This window comes from Vibrio sp. 10N.261.54.A5 (genome assembly GCF_041471145.1).
Classification (GTDB): Bacteria; Pseudomonadota; Gammaproteobacteria; order Enterobacterales; family Vibrionaceae; genus Vibrio; species Vibrio crassostreae_C.
Genome location: NZ_JBFRNU010000055.1, coordinates 42,319 through 64,185 on the forward strand (window position 1 = coordinate 42,319; position 21,867 = coordinate 64,185).

20 protein-coding genes are annotated in these 21,867 nt (G+C 46.3%); 6 read left to right on the forward strand and 14 right to left on the reverse strand.

Annotated elements, in window-relative coordinates:
• Positions 1-4: 4 nt before the first annotated feature.
• The 10 genes from gspL to gspC all read right to left on the reverse strand — a co-directional run bounded on the left by gspL (position 5) and on the right by gspC (position 10,247).
• Positions 5-1,234 carry a type II secretion system protein GspL gene (gspL, locus tag AB4329_RS17145; RefSeq protein ID WP_372138861.1) on the reverse strand — a complete coding sequence of 410 codons (1,230 nt, stop codon included), beginning with the start codon at positions 1,232-1,234 and terminating at the stop codon, positions 5-7.
• On the reverse strand, positions 1,203-2,252 hold the full coding sequence (gspK, locus tag AB4329_RS17150) for a type II secretion system minor pseudopilin GspK (protein ID WP_372055317.1): 1,050 nt from the start codon (positions 2,250-2,252) through the stop codon (positions 1,203-1,205). Before gspK ends, gspL begins: the two co-directional genes overlap by 32 nt.
• Complete coding sequence (gspJ, locus tag AB4329_RS17155) at positions 2,236-3,003, reverse strand: type II secretion system minor pseudopilin GspJ (RefSeq protein WP_017063073.1); 768 nt, start codon at positions 3,001-3,003, stop codon at positions 2,236-2,238. Before gspJ ends, gspK begins: the two co-directional genes overlap by 17 nt.
• Positions 2,990-3,385 (reverse strand): type II secretion system minor pseudopilin GspI, encoded by a 396-nt coding sequence (gene gspI / locus AB4329_RS17160; RefSeq protein ID WP_017062483.1) that lies wholly within the window; start codon positions 3,383-3,385, stop codon positions 2,990-2,992. Before gspI ends, gspJ begins: the two co-directional genes overlap by 14 nt.
• On the reverse strand, positions 3,372-3,965 hold the full coding sequence (gene gspH, locus AB4329_RS17165; protein WP_017062484.1) for a type II secretion system minor pseudopilin GspH: 594 nt from the start codon (positions 3,963-3,965) through the stop codon (positions 3,372-3,374). Before gspH ends, gspI begins: the two co-directional genes overlap by 14 nt.
• Before the next feature lie 78 nt (positions 3,966-4,043).
• Positions 4,044-4,487 carry a type II secretion system major pseudopilin GspG gene (gene gspG, locus AB4329_RS17170; protein ID WP_017062485.1) on the reverse strand — a complete coding sequence of 148 codons (444 nt, stop codon included), beginning with the start codon at positions 4,485-4,487 and terminating at the stop codon, positions 4,044-4,046.
• A gap of 88 nt (positions 4,488-4,575) precedes the next feature.
• Positions 4,576-5,796, reverse strand: coding sequence for a type II secretion system inner membrane protein GspF (gene gspF / locus AB4329_RS17175; RefSeq protein WP_017070113.1), 1,221 nt, complete (start codon positions 5,794-5,796; stop codon positions 4,576-4,578).
• A 1-nt stretch (position 5,797) separates the two neighbouring features.
• Positions 5,798-7,300, reverse strand: coding sequence for a type II secretion system ATPase GspE (gene gspE, locus AB4329_RS17180; RefSeq protein ID WP_372117909.1), 1,503 nt, complete (start codon positions 7,298-7,300; stop codon positions 5,798-5,800).
• Complete coding sequence (gene gspD, locus AB4329_RS17185) at positions 7,300-9,324, reverse strand: type II secretion system secretin GspD (protein WP_372138863.1); 2,025 nt, start codon at positions 9,322-9,324, stop codon at positions 7,300-7,302. The genes gspE and gspD overlap by 1 nt, the downstream gene beginning before the upstream one ends.
• A gap of 41 nt (positions 9,325-9,365) precedes the next feature.
• Complete coding sequence (gene gspC / locus AB4329_RS17190) at positions 9,366-10,247, reverse strand: type II secretion system protein GspC (RefSeq protein ID WP_017062489.1); 882 nt, start codon at positions 10,245-10,247, stop codon at positions 9,366-9,368.
• 330 nt (positions 10,248-10,577) lie between these two features.
• Here gspC and hslR point away from each other — a divergent pair, with 330 nt between their 5' ends.
• The 4 genes from hslR to AB4329_RS17210 all read left to right on the forward strand — a co-directional run bounded on the left by hslR (position 10,578) and on the right by AB4329_RS17210 (position 15,964).
• Positions 10,578-10,964, forward strand: coding sequence for a ribosome-associated heat shock protein Hsp15 (hslR, locus tag AB4329_RS17195; RefSeq protein WP_017067336.1), 387 nt, complete (start codon positions 10,578-10,580; stop codon positions 10,962-10,964).
• Between the two features lie 18 nt (positions 10,965-10,982).
• Positions 10,983-11,876 carry an Hsp33 family molecular chaperone HslO gene (gene hslO, locus AB4329_RS17200; protein WP_017063067.1) on the forward strand — a complete coding sequence of 298 codons (894 nt, stop codon included), beginning with the start codon at positions 10,983-10,985 and terminating at the stop codon, positions 11,874-11,876.
• Positions 11,877-12,213: 337 nt separating this feature from the next.
• Positions 12,214-13,839 carry a phosphoenolpyruvate carboxykinase (ATP) gene (pckA, locus tag AB4329_RS17205; protein WP_017062492.1) on the forward strand — a complete coding sequence of 542 codons (1,626 nt, stop codon included), beginning with the start codon at positions 12,214-12,216 and terminating at the stop codon, positions 13,837-13,839.
• A gap of 154 nt (positions 13,840-13,993) precedes the next feature.
• Entirely contained in the window at positions 13,994-15,964 is a 1,971-nt protein-coding gene (locus tag AB4329_RS17210) for an AsmA family protein (RefSeq protein WP_372104102.1), read from the forward strand.
• 40 nt (positions 15,965-16,004) lie between these two features.
• Here AB4329_RS17210 and AB4329_RS17215 read toward each other — a convergent pair whose 3' ends face one another.
• Genes AB4329_RS17215 through AB4329_RS17225 form a run of 3 tightly spaced genes read right to left on the reverse strand, consistent with a single transcriptional unit; the run spans position 16,005 to position 18,304 of the window.
• Positions 16,005-16,940 carry a bifunctional GNAT family N-acetyltransferase/hotdog fold thioesterase gene (locus AB4329_RS17215; RefSeq protein WP_017065806.1) on the reverse strand — a complete coding sequence of 312 codons (936 nt, stop codon included), beginning with the start codon at positions 16,938-16,940 and terminating at the stop codon, positions 16,005-16,007.
• A gap of 16 nt (positions 16,941-16,956) precedes the next feature.
• On the reverse strand, positions 16,957-17,391 hold the full coding sequence (gene dtd, locus AB4329_RS17220) for a D-aminoacyl-tRNA deacylase (RefSeq protein WP_004735590.1): 435 nt from the start codon (positions 17,389-17,391) through the stop codon (positions 16,957-16,959).
• Positions 17,363-18,304 carry a virulence factor BrkB family protein gene (locus AB4329_RS17225; RefSeq protein WP_372138864.1) on the reverse strand — a complete coding sequence of 314 codons (942 nt, stop codon included), beginning with the start codon at positions 18,302-18,304 and terminating at the stop codon, positions 17,363-17,365. The genes dtd and AB4329_RS17225 overlap by 29 nt, the downstream gene beginning before the upstream one ends.
• A 42-nt stretch (positions 18,305-18,346) precedes the next feature.
• Between AB4329_RS17225 and AB4329_RS17230 the strand changes: the two genes are divergently transcribed.
• Entirely contained in the window at positions 18,347-18,988 is a 642-nt protein-coding gene (locus AB4329_RS17230) for a DUF2959 domain-containing protein (RefSeq protein ID WP_016784088.1), read from the forward strand.
• A gap of 31 nt (positions 18,989-19,019) precedes the next feature.
• Positions 19,020-19,550, forward strand: a complete 531-nt coding sequence (locus AB4329_RS17235) for an AAA family ATPase (RefSeq protein WP_065585028.1) — start codon at positions 19,020-19,022, stop codon at positions 19,548-19,550.
• Between the two features lie 144 nt (positions 19,551-19,694).
• Here the strand turns inward: AB4329_RS17235 and typA are convergent, their stop codons facing one another.
• Positions 19,695-21,530, reverse strand: a complete 1,836-nt coding sequence (gene typA / locus AB4329_RS17240; RefSeq protein WP_017059220.1) for a translational GTPase TypA — start codon at positions 21,528-21,530, stop codon at positions 19,695-19,697.
• Positions 21,531-21,867 lie beyond the last annotated feature (337 nt).

Consider the following 21,867-nt stretch of genomic DNA (forward strand, 5'->3'; position numbering starts at 1 on the left):
CAGTTTATTGACGGGGTTTAAGGGTAAAGCTACCAAATACGGCATCACCATTACGATTCAATGGCCCTTGCTCAACGGTAAACTTCTCTTCAAGTTTCACTCGCGCAGTCTCGAAATATTGGAAGTCAGTACTTTTCGCTTCCAATCTCACCTCTGAGCGGTTGCCGTCGTAGCGAATACTATTCACTTCGATGGCTTTCACTTGTCCTAAAGTTTCTGGCAGTAACGCTAGCCATCCAAGTAAGGAATCACCATCACCCGAGCCACCATACTTCTTAGCTTCGTCGTTCATCTGGCGCTTAAGGTAGCTGACCGTCGGAATACGTTGCTTGCCCGGAAGTACGCTTCTAAAAATACGTTCACTCTCCGTTCGGTATGCTTCGGCTTGTGCTTCGTACTGCTGAACCTTTAAGGCTTGCTGAGTGACGATCACCGCCACCAGCACACAAGCTGCGATCGCTACTTTTTGCCATACACGCCAGTACTTACTGAATGAAGATTTGGTTTTAAAGGTGCCAGTCAGTAAGTTTACGCCACTTGTAATGGCTTGTTGGCTCAGTAAAGACATCACCAGTTCAGCAGGTTTAGCTTGCCACTCAATGCCACTTTGCAGTTGAACGTCATCACTTGGCAGTGCGGTGTAGCTAAAAATCGTTGGTGATTGCTCTTCGTCATCTAAGGCAACCCAATCGCTTTGTAAGAACATCGCTAGCCACGCCTCATTGATCGACACTGCTTGATAGTTGCTTTGACGCAATAACCAATGTTGGTCGATCTGCAGCGCACTGATGCCCTGATCTTCTAAAGGCAACGCTAAGGTATCAGGCAATACTTTACGAAAGATAATGTTCGCTTCGCGGAAAGTATCCAGCGCCTGCTTAAGCCAATCACGTTCCACACCACACACTGTCGCGTGCGTTGCGTCTTTCTCTAAAATAGTCAGGTGTAAGTCTTCGATATCTTGTGCGACTTCGTCTTCTAATAAAAACGGCAGCATAGAATCGAACTGGCGAGCAGCACCTTTCGGGATCTCAACACGCTTAATTAAGCATTCACTTCCCGGCAATAAAGCGATACAGCTGCGCTTTTCAGCGTAAGGCGTTAACTCATCCAGCTGCTCCCAGCTAGACAGTTCGCCACTTGCTATCACTTCTTGTTGGCTTGTCGACCAAACTAACCACTGCACAGGGCTTTGTGGTTCGCTACTCAGTCGAACGGTCAGAAACTCGCTCACTGATTCCTCCAAAACGACGGCGTACTACCGTCACTGTTTCTCGATTACTACTATAGAAAAGCGTCCGTATACGTACACGTGACTGCTCAACTAATACCTCTGCATCTAGCTCAAAATAGGCGCTATCTACAGTTAAATATGCTTTCGCTTTTTTGCTGACTTCGGCACTCACACCCACAATAGCAGGCTCAGCCATAAACGCATCCACCGTATCCCAACCATCGAATGGGCGTTTGTCTATCAGCTGTTTGGCATCCGATTCACTTAAGCCGGGGGCAAACATCGCTTCCAATAACGGCGCCTGCTTTTCCGTAAGAGTATTCACATTCAAACGGAAATCGTCGCTCGGCAAAGCACAAACAAAGGGGCGAACCTTATTCATCACCTCACCCGTGACTTGATAAACCGCGCGTAGCTCGGACTCATCGGCCATTAAGCCATTCGCTGCCAAATAAGATGGCTTCATCGCCTCATAAGTACTGTCTTCGACACCTGCTGAAGAGGTGGTTCGGGTATCACTATCAACAAATTCCCAGCTTGAATGTGCGATAACCTCGGCCTGATAAGGCTCAATATCTTGGTTTTCCAACAAGGTTTGCCAAACCGTAATTAAATAAGGTGTTTGGTTACTTGAAGTCGTCGCCACACCAGCCAACGCATTGAGATTAAAACATGCCTGAGCATCAACAATACGGCCTTTAACTTGACCATAATCCAACGGGTATACCTGTTCTTCTAACGCCCATGGTTGACTCAAGTTGACGGTATCACTGTCTTTGTAGCTTTGCCTAATGCCGTCTTGCACCAGCGCTTCGACACCAATGCTGTACCAGTAAGCCTGTTGGTAACTCAGTTGATTGCCCACGCGCTTAAATTGAGTAAACAGGCGTTCCGACATACTGCCTGCGATGGTTGCCATTATCGCCAGTAGCATCAGGATAATGATCAGCGCAACACCTCGCTGCTTGCGCCCCATGGCAGACCTTGTCAGTGCAAACTTATTAGTTCGATGAGTCATTATTCCCCTCATTACTACTTGAAGAGTCACTGTTTGAAGAATCATCGGCCTGATCTAGCGTGCCACCAGGGGTGAGATAAATACGCTCTATCTCACCATAATCTTTCAAGGTTAGCTTTAACCTTACCGCTTTCGGTAGCGATTTGTCGGCTTGCCACTCTTTCCCCCAGCGGCTTCCGTCATAAAACTCGAATTCCAAGCTTTCAACATCATCAAGCAAAGGCGTAATCACACCTTCTTGTCCTGCAGGAGTATCGGGGTAGCGCCACCACACACGCTCAAGCGTTTCTTCTTTAATGCGGTAACCCACTTTGGTGACTTCTCCGCGAGGAAACTGCTGCTGTGGGTTATGCCAGCCAAGGCGAGTAAACATGATGCCAACGCTGTCGGAATCCAGTAAATACTCTTTAATTAAGATCAGCTTAGATGATGCTTCTTCACCGTTGGTACGAAATTGTCGCACCGCCATCTGGCGAAAATCATTATCTAAAATGACTAAGCTACGTTGCAGTTGATTTAAACGAGCACTGCGCTCGATTGAAAGCTCGTTGCTGCGCTGAACCTGATTTACTACCTGATAAGCCGCCATGCTTAACGTGGCAAAGATAGCGATCGAGACCAAAACCTCAATTAAGGTAAAGCCTCTCCCTTTCGAAGATAGTCCTTGTTTACGAGGCACACGCTTATTGGCGGACATGCTCTTACTTAGCGACTTGCTCTGAGCTAACGACACGCTTTTACTTGACCACATAGCTGCGCACCGTGACCACTGGAGAAGCTTGTTTACTGGTTGCCACACTCACATCAAACGCCTTTAATAAATCATCGCTAGTATCGATTGGCGTGACCTTCCAAAACCACTCTCTCTCGGCCAACTCTTGTGTGCCCTGCGCTTTTTTTAGCTTCTCAGGATGCAGCATCACCAAAGCCATTTGATTATCAACGACCATAGCCGCGAAGGTTTTTTCTTCGAGATAACTGAGGGTATTGATGTGCTGAGTAACAGCACGAATCACACTGATCGCCGCAGTCGCAAAGATAGCGAGCGCAACCAATACCTCAAGCAGCGTCATTCCTCGAGAACCAAGGGGCATACCACGAAAACGATAAGGAGAACGGTTATTCCTCTTCATCTTCTTCTCCCGGTTCTAGCAGTCGAATCACACCATTGTCCAATACTCGAATACGCCAACCATCTTGTATGGTGTCTCCGGTATTTGGATAAAACGACAATACAAATGGCGTCATTTCAGCACTCGACAAGATGTAGATCTGTGGTGGTTTCGGCTTCTTTTCCTCTTCAAGATCAGCAAACATATCTTCATCAAACAAGCTTCCTGGGTTGAACAACCGATCATCGTCTTCCCATGCGCCACCACCTAAGGTCAGTGACAATGCGAGTTCTTCCGGTAGTTCAGTTAAAGAGGGGATTTTTTCAAAATCGACTTCTTGCCAGCCTTCAGACTTAAGCGCCATCAGTACATAGGTCGATTTCTTTTCATCAACTCGAACGCCAAAATCTAAGCCGCTCAAAATAGCCTCTTCATTGAGTAATTGAACTCGCTGATAAAAGCTTTGAGCGTATTTTTTAGCAACATCTTTGCTATTGGTAGGAATGGTCGCGATCACCGCAACCGCCGTTACTGACAGTAGTACCAACACCAAGAGAATCTCAATCAAGGTGAAACCTGGCTGTGTTTGCTTAGTTTTCACCTTTAGACTCCATCTGTTTACGTCCTACCATCAATAACGTATCAAGCATCAATAACGAATCAAACAATAAGCTGAAGCTTATTGGAAATCCTGCATGTTCCAGTTGCCGATATCCGCCGCAATACCTTCACCACCTTCTTGGCCATCAGCACCAAGAGTGAAAATATCAATAGTGCCGTTATCACCAGGGCTTAGGTATTGGTACTCGTTACCCCATGGGTCGTTTGGCAGACGCTTGATGTAGCCACCGTCGCGGTAGTTACGAGGCTCTGGGCTGCTTGGCTTAGAAACCAATGCATCAAGACCTTGATCCGTTGTTGGGTAAACGCTGTTATCCAGTTTGTACATATCTAGCGCGTTCTCTAGCGCCACAATATCAGTGATGGCTTTTTGTTGGTCAGCCTTCTCTTTGTTACCCAATAGGTTAGGTACAACAAAGCTCGCCAATACGCCAAGGATAACCACAACAACCATCACTTCTAATAGGGTAAAGCCTGATTGTTTCTTCATTCTGTTTTTCATTATTTTCTCCAAATTACAGACAGCGAGTTGAAGGTAATAATGTCCTTCTTCTCGTTAATCCAAAAACTAACGTCTTATGAGCAGTTGATTAACCACTCATCAAATTATTCATTTCAAGCATCGGCATCAGAGTCGCCATCACAATGAACAGCACTAAGCCTGCCATCAAAGCGATAAGTGCTGGCGTAAAGATACCTAACGCGATATTCACGGTCGATTCAAAGCTTTGATCCTGGTTATCTGCCGCTCTTGTTAGCATTTGCTCTAACTGACCACTCTGCTCACCACTGGCGATCATATGCAGCATCATTGGAGGGAAGAGTTTGGTTTGATCGAGCGCTTTACGCAGGCTTGCCCCTTCTCTAACACTGTCTGACGCCTGCAGTACTTGTTGCTTCACATGGTGATTCGACATTACATCAACCGCAACCTTCATCCCCTCAAGGATAGGAATCGCACTCGAGGTACAGATAGAGAGTGTTCGTGCAAAACGAGAGGTATTAATTCCTTTCGCGATCTTGCCGATCAGTGGAATGCTTAATAGCTTGCGATCCCAACTCATGCGAACACCCGGCTTTTTCAGAGCGGTCTTAATCAACACAATCACACCGATGATCAACAACAGTAATTGGATGCCCCAATTCTGGATAAATTCACTCGATGCCAATAAAAATTGTGTCGATTGAGGAAGTTCTTGGCCCATTTGGATAATCGGTTCAACGATCTTAGGTACCACGGTTGCCAGCAGGAACGAAACAATCGTCACCGCAAACACCACCAGCACCACAGGGTAGATCATCGCTTGCAGCAACTTAGAGCGCATCTTCTGACGGTTTTCTGCGTAATCAGCCAGTCGCTCCAATACCGCATCTAAGTGACCCGATTTCTCACCAGCCGCGACCATGGCTCTAAACAGTTCATCAAAGATATGTGGGTAATCAGCCAAGCTATCGGCTAGCGAATAACCTTCCGTTACCTTCGAACGAACCGCCAGTAACATGGTTCGAATACGTGGCTTTTCAGATTGCTCCGCCACGGCTTTCAAGCACTCTTCTAGCGGCATGCCTGATTGCACCAAGGTGGAAATTTGGCGAGTAATCAAAGCAAGGTCTGGCGTGCTGATACCACGCTTAAAGCTGGTCGAAGGCTGTGCACCTTTCGTCGTTTTAGCTTTAGCTTCGGTCATCTCAACCGGCATCAAGCCTTGTTCTTTGATTCTTTGGCGAGCCTGACGAGCATTATCTGCTTCAATTGAGCCCTTTTTGCTCTTACCCTTGGCATCCAGCGCTTTGTATTCAAATGCCGCCATACTAGACTTCCTTGGTCACACGCATCACTTCTTCTAAGGACGTTACCCCTTTCAGAACTTTGCTCAAGCCATCATCTCGAATACTTGGTGTTGTGCCACGAATTGCTTTCTCAATCGCCTGTTCGCCAGCCTCACTGTGAATCAGTTCTTGTACCGAATCGTCAATCATCAATAGCTCATGAATACCAGTACGACCTCGATAACCCTTATGGCCACACTCTTCACAACCTTTGGCATGGTAAAGCGTCAGGCTTTCTTTCTTCTTCAACCCAAACAGTTTCTTCTGCTCTTTATCGGCTTCATAAGGTTCTTTACATTCGTTACATAAAGTACGAACCAGGCGCTGAGCCAAAACACCCAGCAGCGAAGAAGAGATCAAGAAGGGTTCGATGCCCATATCACGCAGACGCGTAATTGCACCGATTGCCGTATTGGTGTGAAGGGTCGACATCACTAAGTGACCGGTCAAAGAGGCTTGAACAGCGATCTCTGCGGTTTCCAAATCACGGATCTCACCAATCATGACCACATCAGGATCTTGACGAAGAATGGCACGTAAACCACGCGCAAAGGTCATATCAACCTTAGGGTTCACTTGTGTTTGACCAATGCCATCGATATCGAATTCGATCGGGTCTTCAACGGTTAAAATGTTTCGTTCATTGCTGTTGAGTTCTTGCAGGCCTGCGTACAGGGTCGTCGATTTACCTGAACCTGTCGGGCCGGTCACCAAGATAATGCCGTGTGGGCGCTGAATCAGCTTACGGAAGTTTTCATGGTTTTCTGCTGTCATACCTAAACTGTGCAAGTCTAGACGAGTGGCGTTTTTGTCCAACAGACGCATTACCACACGCTCACCGTGCGAAGAAGGCATGGTTGAAACACGAACATCAACCGCTCGGCCACCAATACGCAGAGAGATACGGCCATCTTGTGGCACGCGTTTTTCCGCAATATCTAGTTTAGCCATAACCTTGACACGTGAAACCAATAGCGGAGCCAGTTTACGGCTTGGCGCTAGAACATCACGCAGCACACCATCAACTCGGAAACGGATACAAAGTGACTTTTCAAAGGTTTCGATATGAATATCCGAAGCACCTTCTTTGATCGCCTCACCCAGCATCGCATTGATTAACTTGATGATTGGCGCGTCGTCTTCTGATTCAAGTAAGTCTTCGTCTTGAGGCAGTTCTTCCGCTAATGAGAAGAAGTCATCACTATCAGCACCAATGTCTTCCATGAGCTGACGAGCTTCTGACGAGTCACGCTGATAAGCATCGGTCAGTTTTTTATCAAACTCATCGAGAGTAATCGCTTGTGGCGTGAAACCATTTTTCACCACTCGACTCACTTCAATGATCGCCGCCGATTTCAGTGGCTCAACATAATAAAGTATCGGTGCGCGCTCTGGATGTTGGTATTCCAACACCATCTTGTAGCGATTCGCAAAGCTAAACGGCAAGCGCTGATAAGTACGTGCCGCCCCTACCAATTCAGCCATTATTCTGTTTCCATCTGATCAATGAAGGCTTGAAGTTCAGCCGGGTAATTCATGCTTTCGCCAAATTTAGGCAGTACTGGAATATTATCGTCATCCATCAGCTTCAGGCCCTGCTCTGACTTATACAACTGCTCAGCACGAATAAAGTTGTATTTACGCTGAGTAATACCATCGGCCGTCATACCATCACGAATAATGGTCGGCTTGATGAATACCATTAGGTTCTTTTTCTCAACCTGAGTACTGGTTGATTTGAACAGGTGTCCTAGAACAGGGATATCGCCCAAGAACGGCACCTTAGATTCACTTTCCAGCGCTCGCTCGTCAATCAAGCCACCCAGCACCAGCATTTGACCGTCTTGAACAATCACTGACGTATTTAGCTGACGCTTAGCAAAACGAACATCTACTGCCCCGTTTGCGCCTAATACGTTCGATACTTCTTGTTCTATTTGCAGCTGAACTGAGTCACCTTCATTGATTTGTGGCACGACTTTTAGCTTGATACCCACTTCTTTACGTTCAACCGTTTGGAATGGGTTATCGTTACTTGAGCCTGCGGTCGAGCCAGTTAAAACAGGCACCTCTTCGCCCACAATGAACGACGCTTCGCCGTTATCCATCACGGTGATACTTGGAGAAGATAGGATATTTGAATTTGAATCGGTCGCTACTGCACTGATCAAGGCAGTCCAGTCACCCATCACTACGCTCATTGCCGCGCCATTAACACCAGAAAGAGCAGAAGCTAACGTTGAGTAGTCACCGGATTCTGTGGTCGTTTCATTACGCAAAAAGGCGCCATTATCATCATAGACTGCGGTGGTCGTTTCAGTGTCTTTCGCTTCTTCTAAACCAACCATTACGCCACCGATTGACGCACCTGTGTTGCCATACTGAATCACAGCACCAGTATCAAGGTTACCCCATTGCACACCAAGGTTAATACCGTCACCTTCTGCCATCTCGACAATTAGGGCTTCAATCAAGACTTGAGCGCGACGAATATCCAGTTGCGCGATCACATCTTGCAGCGCGTTCATGATGTCTGGTTGGGCGGTAATAACCAAAGAGTTGGTATCACTGTGAGCTGAGATCACCACTTTGTCACGTTGAGATGAGCTACCTTTAGTTGATGTTTGCTTCTCTGATTGCAGGTTGTCCGACACGCCTTTCAGCACATCGACTAAATCTTCTGCTTTGGCGTATTTAAGGTAAATTACTTGGTTGTTGCCCTTGGTTGCCATTTCCACATCAAGCTGTTCAATCAACCTTCTTAAACGGCTACGTACCTTTGGGTCACCGGAAATAAGAATCGCATTGGTACGTTCATCGGCAACTAATTTAGGTTGTAGAAATGCAGGTGTGTTTTTCGCATCAGTGGTTTTGCTTAACGCATCAACGATACGTACCATTTCTGCCGCAGAAGCATTCTTTAGCTCAACGACTTCAATCTCTTTATCACCCGCTTGGTCAACACGCTTGATGATTTCAGCTAAACGGTTTACTACCGCCGCTCGGCCTGTAATAAGGATGATGTTGGCTGGGTCGTAGTGCACAACGTTACCCGCGCCTGCATTGTCGTTTAGTTGACGAAGCAGAGGAGAAAGTTCACGTACCGAGACATTACGAACCGTCACAACACGTGTCACCACATTGTCGCCTTTGATCGTGTCACTGTCTCCAACGACTGGAATTGCCGATGTTTTCGAATCTTTGGCCTTGATGATCTTAAGAACACCTGAGTCCATTTCGACAACCGCGTAGCCATACACTTCCAATACGTTTAGGAAGAAGCTGTAATATTGCTCTTCATTGAGTACGTCGTAGCTGCGTACATCAATTTTTCCACGCACCGAAGGGTCAACGATGATCGTCTTCTCTAGGTTACGACCAACAATATTAATAAACTCTTGAATATCAGTGCCTTTAAAGCTGGCACTAAAATCACTCGCGATGGCTGCGGGTGTGCAGATTAAGCTTCCTGCCAATAACCATGCACTTTTCTTAAACCAATGCTTCACGTACTTCTCCTACACTTTCGTCCTTCGTTAGACGCAAAGTTTTAAAATTCAATAAACACTTCATGTTGTTGACCATCTCTCTCGACGACGAGGTTTAGCTCTGTCAGCTCTGAGATAGAACGGAATATGTTGCCCATAGCAGCAGGGTCTGTCAGGTCTTGTCCATTTAACTGAGTGGCAATATCTCCGTTTTGGAGCCCAACAGAGTTAAAAAGTTCTGAATCTTTGCCAGGGCTCACACGATAACCAATCACTTTATCGTCACGCTTCACCTGAGACAGTCGAACATATTGGAAGATTTGTTGCGGATCTTTCATTATCTTCGCTTTAATTTCATCAAGCTTCTCTTCTGCTGAAGCCGGATTATTACCACGAACCGAAGAAGAGCTACGAGGTGGCGCAGGCGCTGATACAGCCAAACGCTTGTACTCAATACCTTCAAGCATCAAGGTTTCGTCTCGTCCTGAGTTATCAATGATAACGCGGTCGATTAATACCGCTTTTAACTTGGCTCGAGTGCCTTCAATCTCTTCATTAATTCCGTAGGTCGCTTGCGTGCCGCGATTGGCGATCACCGCTAAGCTCAGTTTTGGATTCGAGCTCGCGACTGCACCCACTAAAACGAGGTTTAATCGCGTCTTAGGCGCATCTTGGATAACTTGCTGTTCAACCACAGCGGGCGTGCTTGGGTTGTAAGCACCAAACATGTTGCTCTGCTGCAAAGAAGAGATATCAAGGGTCGATTGAGGTGCTGAAGACGATGAAGCCGTTGCTGTCCAAGGCGCGATAGTTTGCTCAGCAGGTTCGATAAACCATGCAAGCTGCCCTAAGATCCATGCGGAAGCTGCAATCAATACACAACAGGTCGCTAAGCTTAGTTTCTGCTGAAGTACAAATCCATTCTCTAATAAGCGGCTCAACATAGGAGAATTCCCTACGCGATTTTTGAGCTCTAAAAAGTTCACTTTCCTAGTCCCTTTTCATGACGACAAACGCTGCAAATCATTAAACTTTCAGCTTTTTTATTCATTCGTTCGATACCAAGCTTATTTAAGCAATAAGATCCTGAACTATATCATAGCAAATCGATAAATCGGCATAACATGGCTATTTTGTATTATGACTTGAAAAAAATGCCAACCGCCTCCACTTTAAGCTTCTACTTAATGTGATAAGCATCATCAAAAACATGTTGCGCACTGTTCGTTACAGTTAAACCGCATTCATTTCTAACTGAAAAGGCACTGTCCTATATGAAAACGACTAATGAAGCTGTCAGACTCGATAAATGGTTGTGGGCAGCTCGTTTTTACAAAACCCGGTCTATTGCTCGCAACATGGTCGATGGTGGCAAAGTCCACTATAATGGTCAGCGCAGCAAGCCAAGTAAAATTGTCGAACTTGGGGCTGTGATTACACTGCGCCAAGGTAATGAAGAAAAGACGGTAACGATCGAGAAAATCTCAGCCCATCGTGGTGGAGCCCCGATCGCTCAAACCCTCTATGAAGAAACCACCGAAAGCTTGGCAAAAAGAGAAGAGTTTGCACAACAGCGCAAGCTAAATGCTCATAGCCCAGCACCAGAACGTCGCCCAGATAAAAAGCAACGTCGTGACATCATCAAGTTCAAGACTCAATAAGCTAGAAGGAATAGCCAAATGGCAGACCCAATGTCTACAAGTAATGTTTTAAATCGCTACCTATTTGAAGACCTATCAGTACGTGGTGAATTGGTACAGATGGACGAAGCGTACCAACAGATTATTTCTAGCAAGGAATACCCAGCTCCAGTACAAAAGCTGTTGGGTGAGCTACTGGTTTCAACGACGCTACTAACGGCGACCCTAAAGTTTGAAGGTTCTATCACGATGCAGCTGCAAGGTGACGGCCCAGTATCTCTAGCAGTTATCAATGGCGATCACGATCAGAAGATCCGTGGTGTTGCTCGCTTTGAAGGCGATATCGCAGACGACGCAGGTCTACACGCCCTAATGGGTAAAGGTCATCTAGTGATCACTATCGATCCTAAGAAAGGTGAGCGTTACCAAGGTATCGTTGGTCTTGAAGGTGACACGCTTGCACAAGTGCTTGAAGGCTACTTCGCTAACTCTGAACAGCTTAAGACTCGTCTATGGCTGCGCACTGGCGAGCATGAAGGCAAAGCACACGCTGCAGGTATGTTGCTACAAGTAATGCCTGACGGCACCGGTACTCCAGACGACTTCGAGCACCTAGAGCAACTAACAGACACCGTGAAAAACGAAGAGCTATTCACTCTAGAAGCGAACGAACTGCTTTACCGTTTGTACAACCAAGAGAAAGTACAGCTATTCACACCACAACCGGTTGAGTTCTTCTGTGGCTGTTCACGCGATCGAAGTGCAGCAGCAATCATTACTGTTGCTCAAGAAGAGATCTACGACATCCTAAGCACCGAAGGAAGCGTTGGTCTACACTGCGATTACTGTGGCACAAACTACTCGTTCGACAAGAATGATGTTGATGCACTGTACGCAGAAGCAGCAGATAAAGGCAGCAATACGGTTCATTAATTTACGGCGTACCAAAAACACGTAATTTACCCCAAAAAGGTCAGCCCTCAGCTGGCCTTTTTTGTGATCAAAATAGCGCAAACTCCGTAACATCTCGTAATAAAATCACCGCTTAATTTTAATCAATTAATAATGTTCTCGCCCCTAGCGCAAAGGTTTGCGTACAGGATAGACTAGTTGGGCCAATATGTGACGAGACGCTTAAAACCCCATGGCTAATATGGATATTTTTTGAGCTATATCCCTGTTTCCCCCGAGTCTCGTTGCTAGCATGGTGAGCAGATAACAATAAAAAATTAATACAAAATCCCTACAAAATATCCTACAAGGAGCACCTATGACCGTTATGGAACATACAAAGGCTGCACAAATTGATCTAACTAAGCACGGACTGACTGGCGTTACTGAAGTTCTTCGTAATCCTAGCTACGAGCAGTTATTCGTTGAAGAAACACTGCCAGGTTTGGAAGGCTACGAAAAAGGCGTAGTAACGGAACTAGGCTCTGTTGCGGTAGACACTGGTATCTTTACTGGCCGCTCACCAAAAGATAAGTACATTGTTAAAGATGACACGACCCGCGATACCATGTGGTGGTCAGATCAAGGCAAAAATGACAACAAACCGATTACAACTGAAGTATGGAATGAGCTGAAAGAGCTTGTGACAACTCAGCTATCTGGCAAGCGCCTGTTTGTCATCGACGGTTATTGTGGTGCTAACCCTGATACGCGCTTAAGCGTGCGTATTATCACTGAAGTAGCGTGGCAAGCGCACTTCGTTAAGAACATGTTCATTCGTCCAACTGACGAAGAGCTAGCAACGTTCGAACCTGATTTCGTGGTAATGAACGGTGCTAAAACAACTAACCCTAACTGGGAAAAGCAGGGTCTAAACTCTGAAAACTTCGTTGCTTTCAACCTAACAGAGCGCGTTCAAATCATCGGTGGTACTTGGTACGGCGGTGAGATGAAGAAAGGCATGTTCGCAATGATGAACTACCTGCTTCCTCTGCAAGGCATTGCTTCAATGCACTGTAGTGCAAACGTCGGCGAGAAAGGCGATGTAGCCATCTTCTTCGGTCTATCTGGTACAGGTAAAACTACGCTTTCAACCGATCCTAAGCGTGAGCTAATCGGTGATGATGAGCACGGTTGGGATGACGATGGTATCTTCAACTTCGAAGGTGGTTGTTACGCGAAGACGATTCGTCTATCTAAAGAAGCAGAACCTGAAATCTACAATGCAATCCGTCGTGATGCACTACTAGAAAACGTAACAGTTCGTGGTGATGGTTCTATCGATTTTGATGACGGTTCAAAAACTGAGAACACTCGTGTTTCTTACCCGATTCACCACATCGATAACATCGTTAAACCAGTATCAAAAGCCGGTCACGCTCAAAAGGTTATCTTCCTGACTGCTGATGCATTCGGTGTACTGCCACCCGTTTCTAAACTGACTCCAGAGCAAACGAAGTACCACTTCCTATCTGGCTTCACTGCAAAACTAGCGGGCACTGAGCGTGGTATTACTGAGCCAACGCCAACGTTCTCTGCTGCATTTGGTGCGGCATTCTTAACTCTCCACCCAACTCAGTACGCTGAAGTGCTTGTGAAGCGTATGGAAGCAGCTGGCGCTGAAGCTTACCTAGTGAACACAGGTTGGAACGGTACTGGTAAACGTATCTCTATCCAAGATACGCGAGGCATCATCGACGCTATCCTAGATGGCTCAATCGACAACGCTGAAACTAAGGTTATCCCTATGTTTAACCTAGAAGTGCCACTAGCGCTGCACGATGTTGACCCAGCGATCCTTGACCCACGCGATACGTACACTGACCCTCTACAATGGGAAAGCAAAGCGAAAGATCTAGCCGAGCGCTTCATCAACAACTTTGATAAGTACACAGACAACGCTGAAGGTAAGTCACTGGTTGCAGCTGGTCCTCAACTGGACTAATCCAACCATCTGCTCGGGCTTAGCCAAAAGCAAACGCCCAATTTAAAATGATATTTTTGTAGCAAGCCCCTCTTTTGAGGGGCTTTTTTGTTGATGCTTGACCCTTTTTGTTCCACTCTGTTTTAAGACTATTGAAATTTAAGGCTTTCAGGGAATGAAAAAGGTATTCATGGTGTTCGGCATTGTGTTGGCTATCGCCGTTGCAACTATCGCAGCGCTGCTATTAAGCCTGCAGACCCAATACCGTGCGGATGTTGCCAACTTTTTTATCAAACATACGATTGAACAACCTGTATTCATTGAAGATGTTGAGTATCAGGCGCCTTATCACATCACCTTAATGGGCATTACCCAAAGCCAACCAGAAAAGCAAACACCTCTGTATATCGACAAGATCGATCTTTGGTTCAGCCCCAGCTCGATGACAGAGGCCAAACTGGTCTTTGAATCTGTTTTGATCAGCGGCCTACAATTAGAGGCAGACGATCTAAAAACACTGACATCTTTATTTACCCAGCCACACATCAAGCTCCACCAGCTGGCCATCAACAATCTCGACTTTTCGACGCCAGAGTTTAATGCGCGAGGCATCGACCTACAGATCTCCGCCCCAACGTGGAACAACGATAACTCGCTGCTACCTTATGGAAAAACCCAACTCTCTGCCTCACAACTGTATTGGCAAGGTGAGGCATTCGATAATCTGTTGATTGACCTAGACTTAAAACCTAGCGACAGCACCCTTTATGGTGCTTCGTTTGACTGGCGTGGCGCCAAGATTTCTGGGCAAGCTGAACAATATCAACAAGATTGGTCGTTGGTGAATGTGACCGTCGATGGCTTACGACTCAATCAGAAACAGACCCAAAACCTACTAAGCAAAGAGTGGGATGTTGCAGGCATTAAGATTAATCACATCAATAGCTTAGATATTCTGCGTAGCGACGTAGAGTGGCAAGATGGCCACCTCGCTGCCTTTGATGCCTCATTAGAAAATATCCAACTGCCTTTTGAAATCTGGAAACAACAGAAAGCCATTTTTTCTCTACAGGCAGAAGGAGTGACCATTGATGATGACATGTTCATCGAGCCAAGCCTCAAGCTCAACCTAGAAGCAAACCGGATTCTGATTGAGGATTTCTATACTCAATTCCTGCAGGGCACTGTTCAGCTCAATGGCGAAGTCGCCCCTAGCAGCATTCAATTGGCGCAGCTCGACCTGCAAGGCATCAAGTGGATTACCGAAAACCAAGATAGCCCTCTACCGGCCGCTCGCCTATTGCCTTGGCTCACACAGCTCCAGAACGTCGAGATTAACCGACTTAATATAGAACGCAGCCAACTTATCCAACTAGCACAAACGCCTTACTGGCAGGTCTCTGGATTACATGTCGAGGGGCATCAAGTTCAACTGCTGCAAGATAGAAAACTGGGCTTGTGGCAAGGGAAGCTGATGGCGAGCGCCAATGATGCCAGCTACCAAAATATTCTCAGCGCACAGCCTGTGGTTGAGATGAATAGCGAACAAGGAAAATGGACGCTGACTCGTCTGTTTGCACCACTCAGGAATGGCTACATTGAAGCCAATGCAACGCTCGATTTTAACCAAATCAGCAAGCCATGGAGCTTAGATATTTCTGCCGATGGGTTACCCATTGCGCCTATGCTGCAGCGACTTGAATTACCACTCGATGCAACCGGCTATGGCGAGTTTGAATTTCAAGCCGCAGGTTTATATGGCGACTCACTGATGCTCGGTTACTCAACCACAGGGCAACTCACTGGCAGCGTTCGCCAGGGTGTGATGACCTTTAATGACAAGCTTTCTGAAACATCGACTGATAACGTGTTTGAAATTCCAGAGCTTAATGCGCATTTTGACCGTGGGCGCTTCACTCTCGAACCGATGCACATTATTGGTGCGTCAGCAGCAGAGCAAGGCGAACAAAGGGTTCAAACGCTCAATGGCGAGGCTTCTGGAGAACTCGACTTGCTTAAAGCCGAGCAACACACCCTCTCGATTACCCTATCGGACCCATGTCATCAAATCTCAGGAAAGCTCACCCAAGCTGAGTATTCGGAGATTAACGACTGCCAACAAAAAAACGCCACTCCACAGGAGTAGCGCCTTGTATCTTTAATCTGTATCTGTTAGCCAGTGTCAGCTATACGTTTACGTTGGAGTCTGTTGATAATCGCTTTTTGTAGTCAGGGATCAGCATATAGGTTCCCGTAAACTCTACCGCTTCCACATCGCCGCTATGAATGGTCACGTGAATGATGATACGTGCCTTTCTTCCTGACGCAAGGCGGTCCAAGTCACCACTGATCCCATCCAATGAAGTAGAGGCAACAGGGTTTTGCTCAACCGGGTGACGATAACGAATATTACTGTCTGCCAGCACGATATCACCGGTCAGCCCGCGTTCTTTCATCAATAACCAAGTCATCCCCCAACCAGTTAAGGTCGCTAAGGTAAAGGCAGAGCCTGCAAACATGGTGTTATGAGGGTTAAGGTTGGGATTCAACTGAGCGCTACACTCAAACTGATAACCCGTGTATTGGTTGATCTTGATGCCCATCTTGTCACTGATCGGGATCTGATGTTCCCAGCGCTGCTGAAGCTCATTACACCACTCAGGCTTACGCAGAACGTCTGCCATTGGGTCAAGATGCTTAACCATCTGTTGGTGACGCACAGGGCCACGTTGATCGTTAATCTCACCGCGACGTTCAAATTCATTCTTCTCATAGAATGAGATCGCATCTTCACGTGCATTACACACCAAGCGCTTAGCACCTTCTTGGCGAGCCAATGACTCAAGTGCGACTAGAATCAACGAACCCATGCCTTTACTTTGGCGAGATTTCTTCACCGCCATGTAGCGGATCTGACCTTCCAGATCTGGGGTGATATACAGACGACCAATCGCCATCGGGCGACCCCGACCATCAACGATCATGCGATGGTGACTCATTGGGTCATATTCATCGCGCTCAGAACCTACCGGCATTCGCCAAGGTTCACGGAGCATCTGCCAACGAAAATGGTAATACTTGTTTAGCTGATTTTCGGTGGTTGGTGTTATGAGTTTAAACATGCTTATTCCTTTAAGCCTAAACCTGCAGCCAGAATGTCACTGGGCCATCATTAACCAAAGACACTTTCATGTCGGCTGCGAATCGGCCACGTTCCGTTGGTAACACTGATTCACACTGGTCAGAGAAATAGTTATAAAGACGCTCAGCATCTTCTGGGTGAGCACCACGAGAGAACCCTGCTCGAGTCCCTTTCTTGGTATCGGCCGGCAGAGTGAATTGAGACACCACTAATACCTTACCTTCTACTTGCTTCACGTTGAGGTTCATTTTATCGTCTTCGTCTCCAAAGACACGATAAGTGGTCACTCGTTCCATCAAACGTTTGGCTTTGGCTTCGTCGTCACCTTTTTCTACGCCTAACAAAACTAATAAGCCTTGTTCAATCTCACCAACTACTTCGCCATCAACACGGACGGCAGCTTCACTTACTCTCTGGATCAGTGCTATCACTGTTGTTTCCTTGCTCTGTGATTTTGTCGTTATCCGAAGAGTGTACCATTTCTTTCGAGTCACTCCACTGTTCCTGCTCACCCAATGCAGCGGTCACCTCAGCACCCACCAGCACAATCAACCAGCACAAATAAACCCAGACAAAAAGAATTGGTATTGCCGCCAATGCGCCATAAATCAACTGGTAAGAAGGGAATTGAGTAATGTAGGCCGCGAAGCCTTTCTTACTGAGTTCGAACAACAGAGCCGCCACTAGAGAACCTGCAGCCGCATGAGAAAAGTGTATCTTTTTGTTGGGAACCAACAGGTACAGACCGAAAAACGCAAAGAAAGAGAGAATCAAAGGCAGTTTGCGAATTACGGTATTAAAGGCGCCAGATACGACTTCATTTTGTAGCAGACTGAGCGATGTCACATACGAAGTGGCAGCAATACTCGCCCCAACCAAGATCGGCCCAAGTGTTAGCACCATCCAGTACATTGAGAACGACAATACCGCACGTCGCTTCTCATTAACACGCCAGATGTAGTTTAGGTTCTTATCGATATTCGAGATCAACATCAGTGCCGCAATGAACAAGAACACACTACCGACCGCTGTCATTTTGCCAGTATTGGCGACAAACTCTAACAAGGCACCATGCACCGCATCCCCAGACGCAGGAACAAAGTTGGTAATAACGAAGTTTTGAATCACGAGCCCAACATCAGCAAAAATTGAGAATGACGACAAAATAGAGAGCAGAACCGTCAACATCGGCACAATTGAGAGCAAAGTAATGTACGCCAAGTACCCGGCATTCACATTGACTCTATCGTGTGTCATTCGCGTGAGAAGATAGCGGGAAAACTGGATGCTTCCAGTGATTGCGTTTTTTATCTTCAACTTGTAACTCCCTGGTAACTCGTTCATAGTCCTAATTAATATTCCTTTATTTAACTATAGGAAACTAGGATGCCTTATTTAATAGTTATAGTCCTCTCTATTTTTACCCTAACTGGATGCCAGTCCGCTTATTATTCGGCTATGGAGCAAGTGGGGTACCACAAGCGCGACATTATGGTCGATAGAGTGGAAGACGCTAAAGAGTCGCAGCAGGATGCTCAGGAAGAGTTTAGTAGCGCGCTAGAGGCGCTCAGCAGCCTGACTAACTTCAACGGTGGCGACCTTGAAGACATGTACAACCAAATCAATGATAAATACCAAGACAGCGAGAAAGCCGCGCAAAATGTCAGTGACCGGATTGCTGCTATTGAAGATGTATCAGATGCGCTATTCGCCGAATGGCAAAGTGAACTAGACCTTTACACTAGCGACTCACTGCGTCGTTCAAGTGAGCAAAAGCTGCGTGAGACTAAATCGTCTTACCAAACGATGCTTTCAGCGATGAAACGTGCCGAGAAAAAGATGGACCCTGTACTCAACACCCTTCGCGACAATACGCTTTATCTCAAGCACAACCTAAATGCGAGCGCTGTCGGCTCGCTGCAAGGTGAGTTTATGAGCTTAGAAAAAGACATCGCCTACGCAATAGAACAGATGAATGCTGCGATCGCCGAATCGGATAAGTTCCTTGCTCAACTAAACCAGAAATAACGCCCGTAGGCACAAATAAAGATAAGCCCGTATGAACCCAATCATTGTTACTGGCGGCCCAGGGGCTGGTAAAACCACACTAATTAATGCCTTGGGTGACATGGGTTACCCGATATTCGCTGAGTCCTCTCGCCAGTTAATCGAACAGCAGAGTCAACTTGAGAACGGTATCTTACCTTGGTTAGACCTTCCAGGCTTTGCTCGCCTATGTTTAACCGTCATGAGCGAACACAAAGACCAAGCCAGTCAGCATCCTGTTGCCTTTCTCGATCGCGCCATTCCAGATATCTGTGGCTACTTGGCTCAGGCGAAACTAGAGATAAACACAACCTACCGAGAAGCGAGCCAAGGTTATCACCCCCAAGTGTTGTTCTGTCGCCCTGAGGCTTCAATTTATGTACAAGATGATGTGAGACCTTATCCGTTTGAGGAGGCGTTAGAGATTCACCACGCGTTAGAAAGAGTCTACCAAGAACTTGGTTATGAGGTGGTTGAAGTGCCGTTTATGCCAGTCGAAGAACGGCTTCAATTCGTTGAGCGTTACTTAGGTATCAAAAGCTAGATCCCCAACTCGGTCGTTCCTCCCTCTTGAGGATGACGAAATCTCGTTTAACCGTATCTAAACAAACTAAAAAACAAAAGCCCCGAGCAGCTAGGCTACTCGGGGCTTTCTTATCTACTTAGCTAGAAGCTAGTCAGCTGGCAATTAAGCCTTAGCTGGACGTGCTGCACGCTTACGTTCGTTTTCAGTAAGAAGCTTCTTACGGATACGAATGCTTACTGGCGTTACTTCTACTAGTTCGTCTTCGTCGATGAACTCAAGAGCTTGCTCTAGAGTGTGACGGATAGGTGGCGAAAGAACCTGTGCTTCATCAGTACCAGATGCACGAACGTTCGTTAGCTGCTTACCTTTCAGACAGTTTACTGTTAGGTCGTTTGAACGGTTGTGAATACCGATGATTTGACCTTCGTATACTTCATCCGCGTGCTCAGCAAATAGACGACCACGTTCTTGTAGGTTGAATAGTGCGTAAGTCAGAGCTTTACCAGTTGCGTTCGAGATTAGAACACCGTTGTTACGTTGACCGATTACGCCGCCTTTGTGAGGACCGTAGTGATCAAATGAGTGGTAAAGAAGACCAGAACCAGACGTTAGAGTTAGGAACTCAGTTTGGAAACCGATAAGACCACGAGAAGGCATCATGAAGTCCATGCGAACACGGCCTTTGCCATCTGGAGACATATCAGTTAGCTCACCTTTACGTAGACCGATGTTTTCCATGATGCCACCTTGGTGCTCTTCAAGCACGTCGATAGTCACAGTTTCAAACGGTTCAGTTAGGTTGCCATCTTCGTCTTTCTTGATGATAACTTCTGGACGAGATACAGCTAGCTCGAAACCTTCACGACGCATGTTTTCGATCAGGATAGATAGGTGAAGTTCACCACGACCTGAAACACGGAAACGATCTGGGTTATCAGTTTCTTCAACACGTAGTGCAACGTTGTGTACTAGTTCTTTCTCTAGACGCTCAAGGATGTTACGTGAAGTAACGAACTTACCTTCTTTACCCGCGAACGGAGAAGTGTTTACTTGGAACGTCATTGTTACTGTTGGTTCATCAACAGAAAGCGGAGTCATTGCTTCAACATTGTTTACGTCACAGATAGTGTCTGAAATTTTCAGCTCACCAAGACCAGTGATTGCAATGATGTCGCCAGCGTTAGCTTGCTCAACTTCGTGACGGTCAAGACCTAGGTAACCAAGAACTGTACCTACTTTACCGTTACGTTTTTTGCCTTCTGCATTTACGATAGTTACTTGTTGGTTTGGTTTAACAGAACCACGAGTAACACGAGCAACACCGATAACACCTACGTAAGAGCTGTAATCAAGTTGCGAAATTTGCATTTGTAGTGGACCGTCAAGGTCAACTGCAGGCGCGTCTACTGTATCAACAACAGCTTGGAACAATGGTTCCATGTTCTCGCCAGTTTCGCCTTCAGTCATTGTTGCCCAGCCGTTTAGAGCTGAAGCGTAAACAACTGTGAAGTCTAGTTGCTCATCAGTAGCACCTAGGTTGTCGAAAAGGTCGAATACTTGATCCATAACCCAATCAGGACGAGCGCCTGGGCGGTCAATCTTGTTGATTACAACGATTGGCTTAAGACCGTGTGCGAATGCTTTTTGCGTTACGAAACGAGTTTGAGGCATTGGGCCATCAACTGCGTCAACGATAAGCAGAACAGAGTCAACCATAGACATGATACGCTCAACTTCACCACCGAAGTCCGCGTGTCCCGGAGTATCTACGATGTTGATGCGGTAATCATTCCAGTTGATTGCTGTGTTCTTAGCAAGAATGGTAATGCCACGCTCTTTTTCGATGTCATTCGAATCCATGACACGCTCTTCAGCTTCACCACGAGACTCAAGAGTGCCTGACTGTTGTAGCAGTTTATCAACCAAAGTCGTTTTACCGTGGTCAACGTGCGCGATGATCGCGATATTTCTTAACTTATCAATCTGTGGAGTAGACATGGATTCTCGATTCACTCATAAAAGTAGCCGTCACTTATCTCAAAAGTTTGGATAATAACCGCTAGCTTGATTTAAAAAACGGTCAATAATATACCAGATTCTAGACAAAAACCCAGAAATATGTGATCTGAACCGGGGCTTTTTTCTTTATTAGCGATTCATATCCGCTTAACTTTGATTCAGTACAGTGTTGAACAGCCCAATTCGTAGGACTCTAAAAAAGTATCACCTGCGAGTGGCGAACCAAATCTCCCGCAAAATAACAAAAGTGGATTGACAACTTAGGCAATTCATTGCTGAATGGTGCTCGCTTATGTCTCATATTGGTGCACAGACA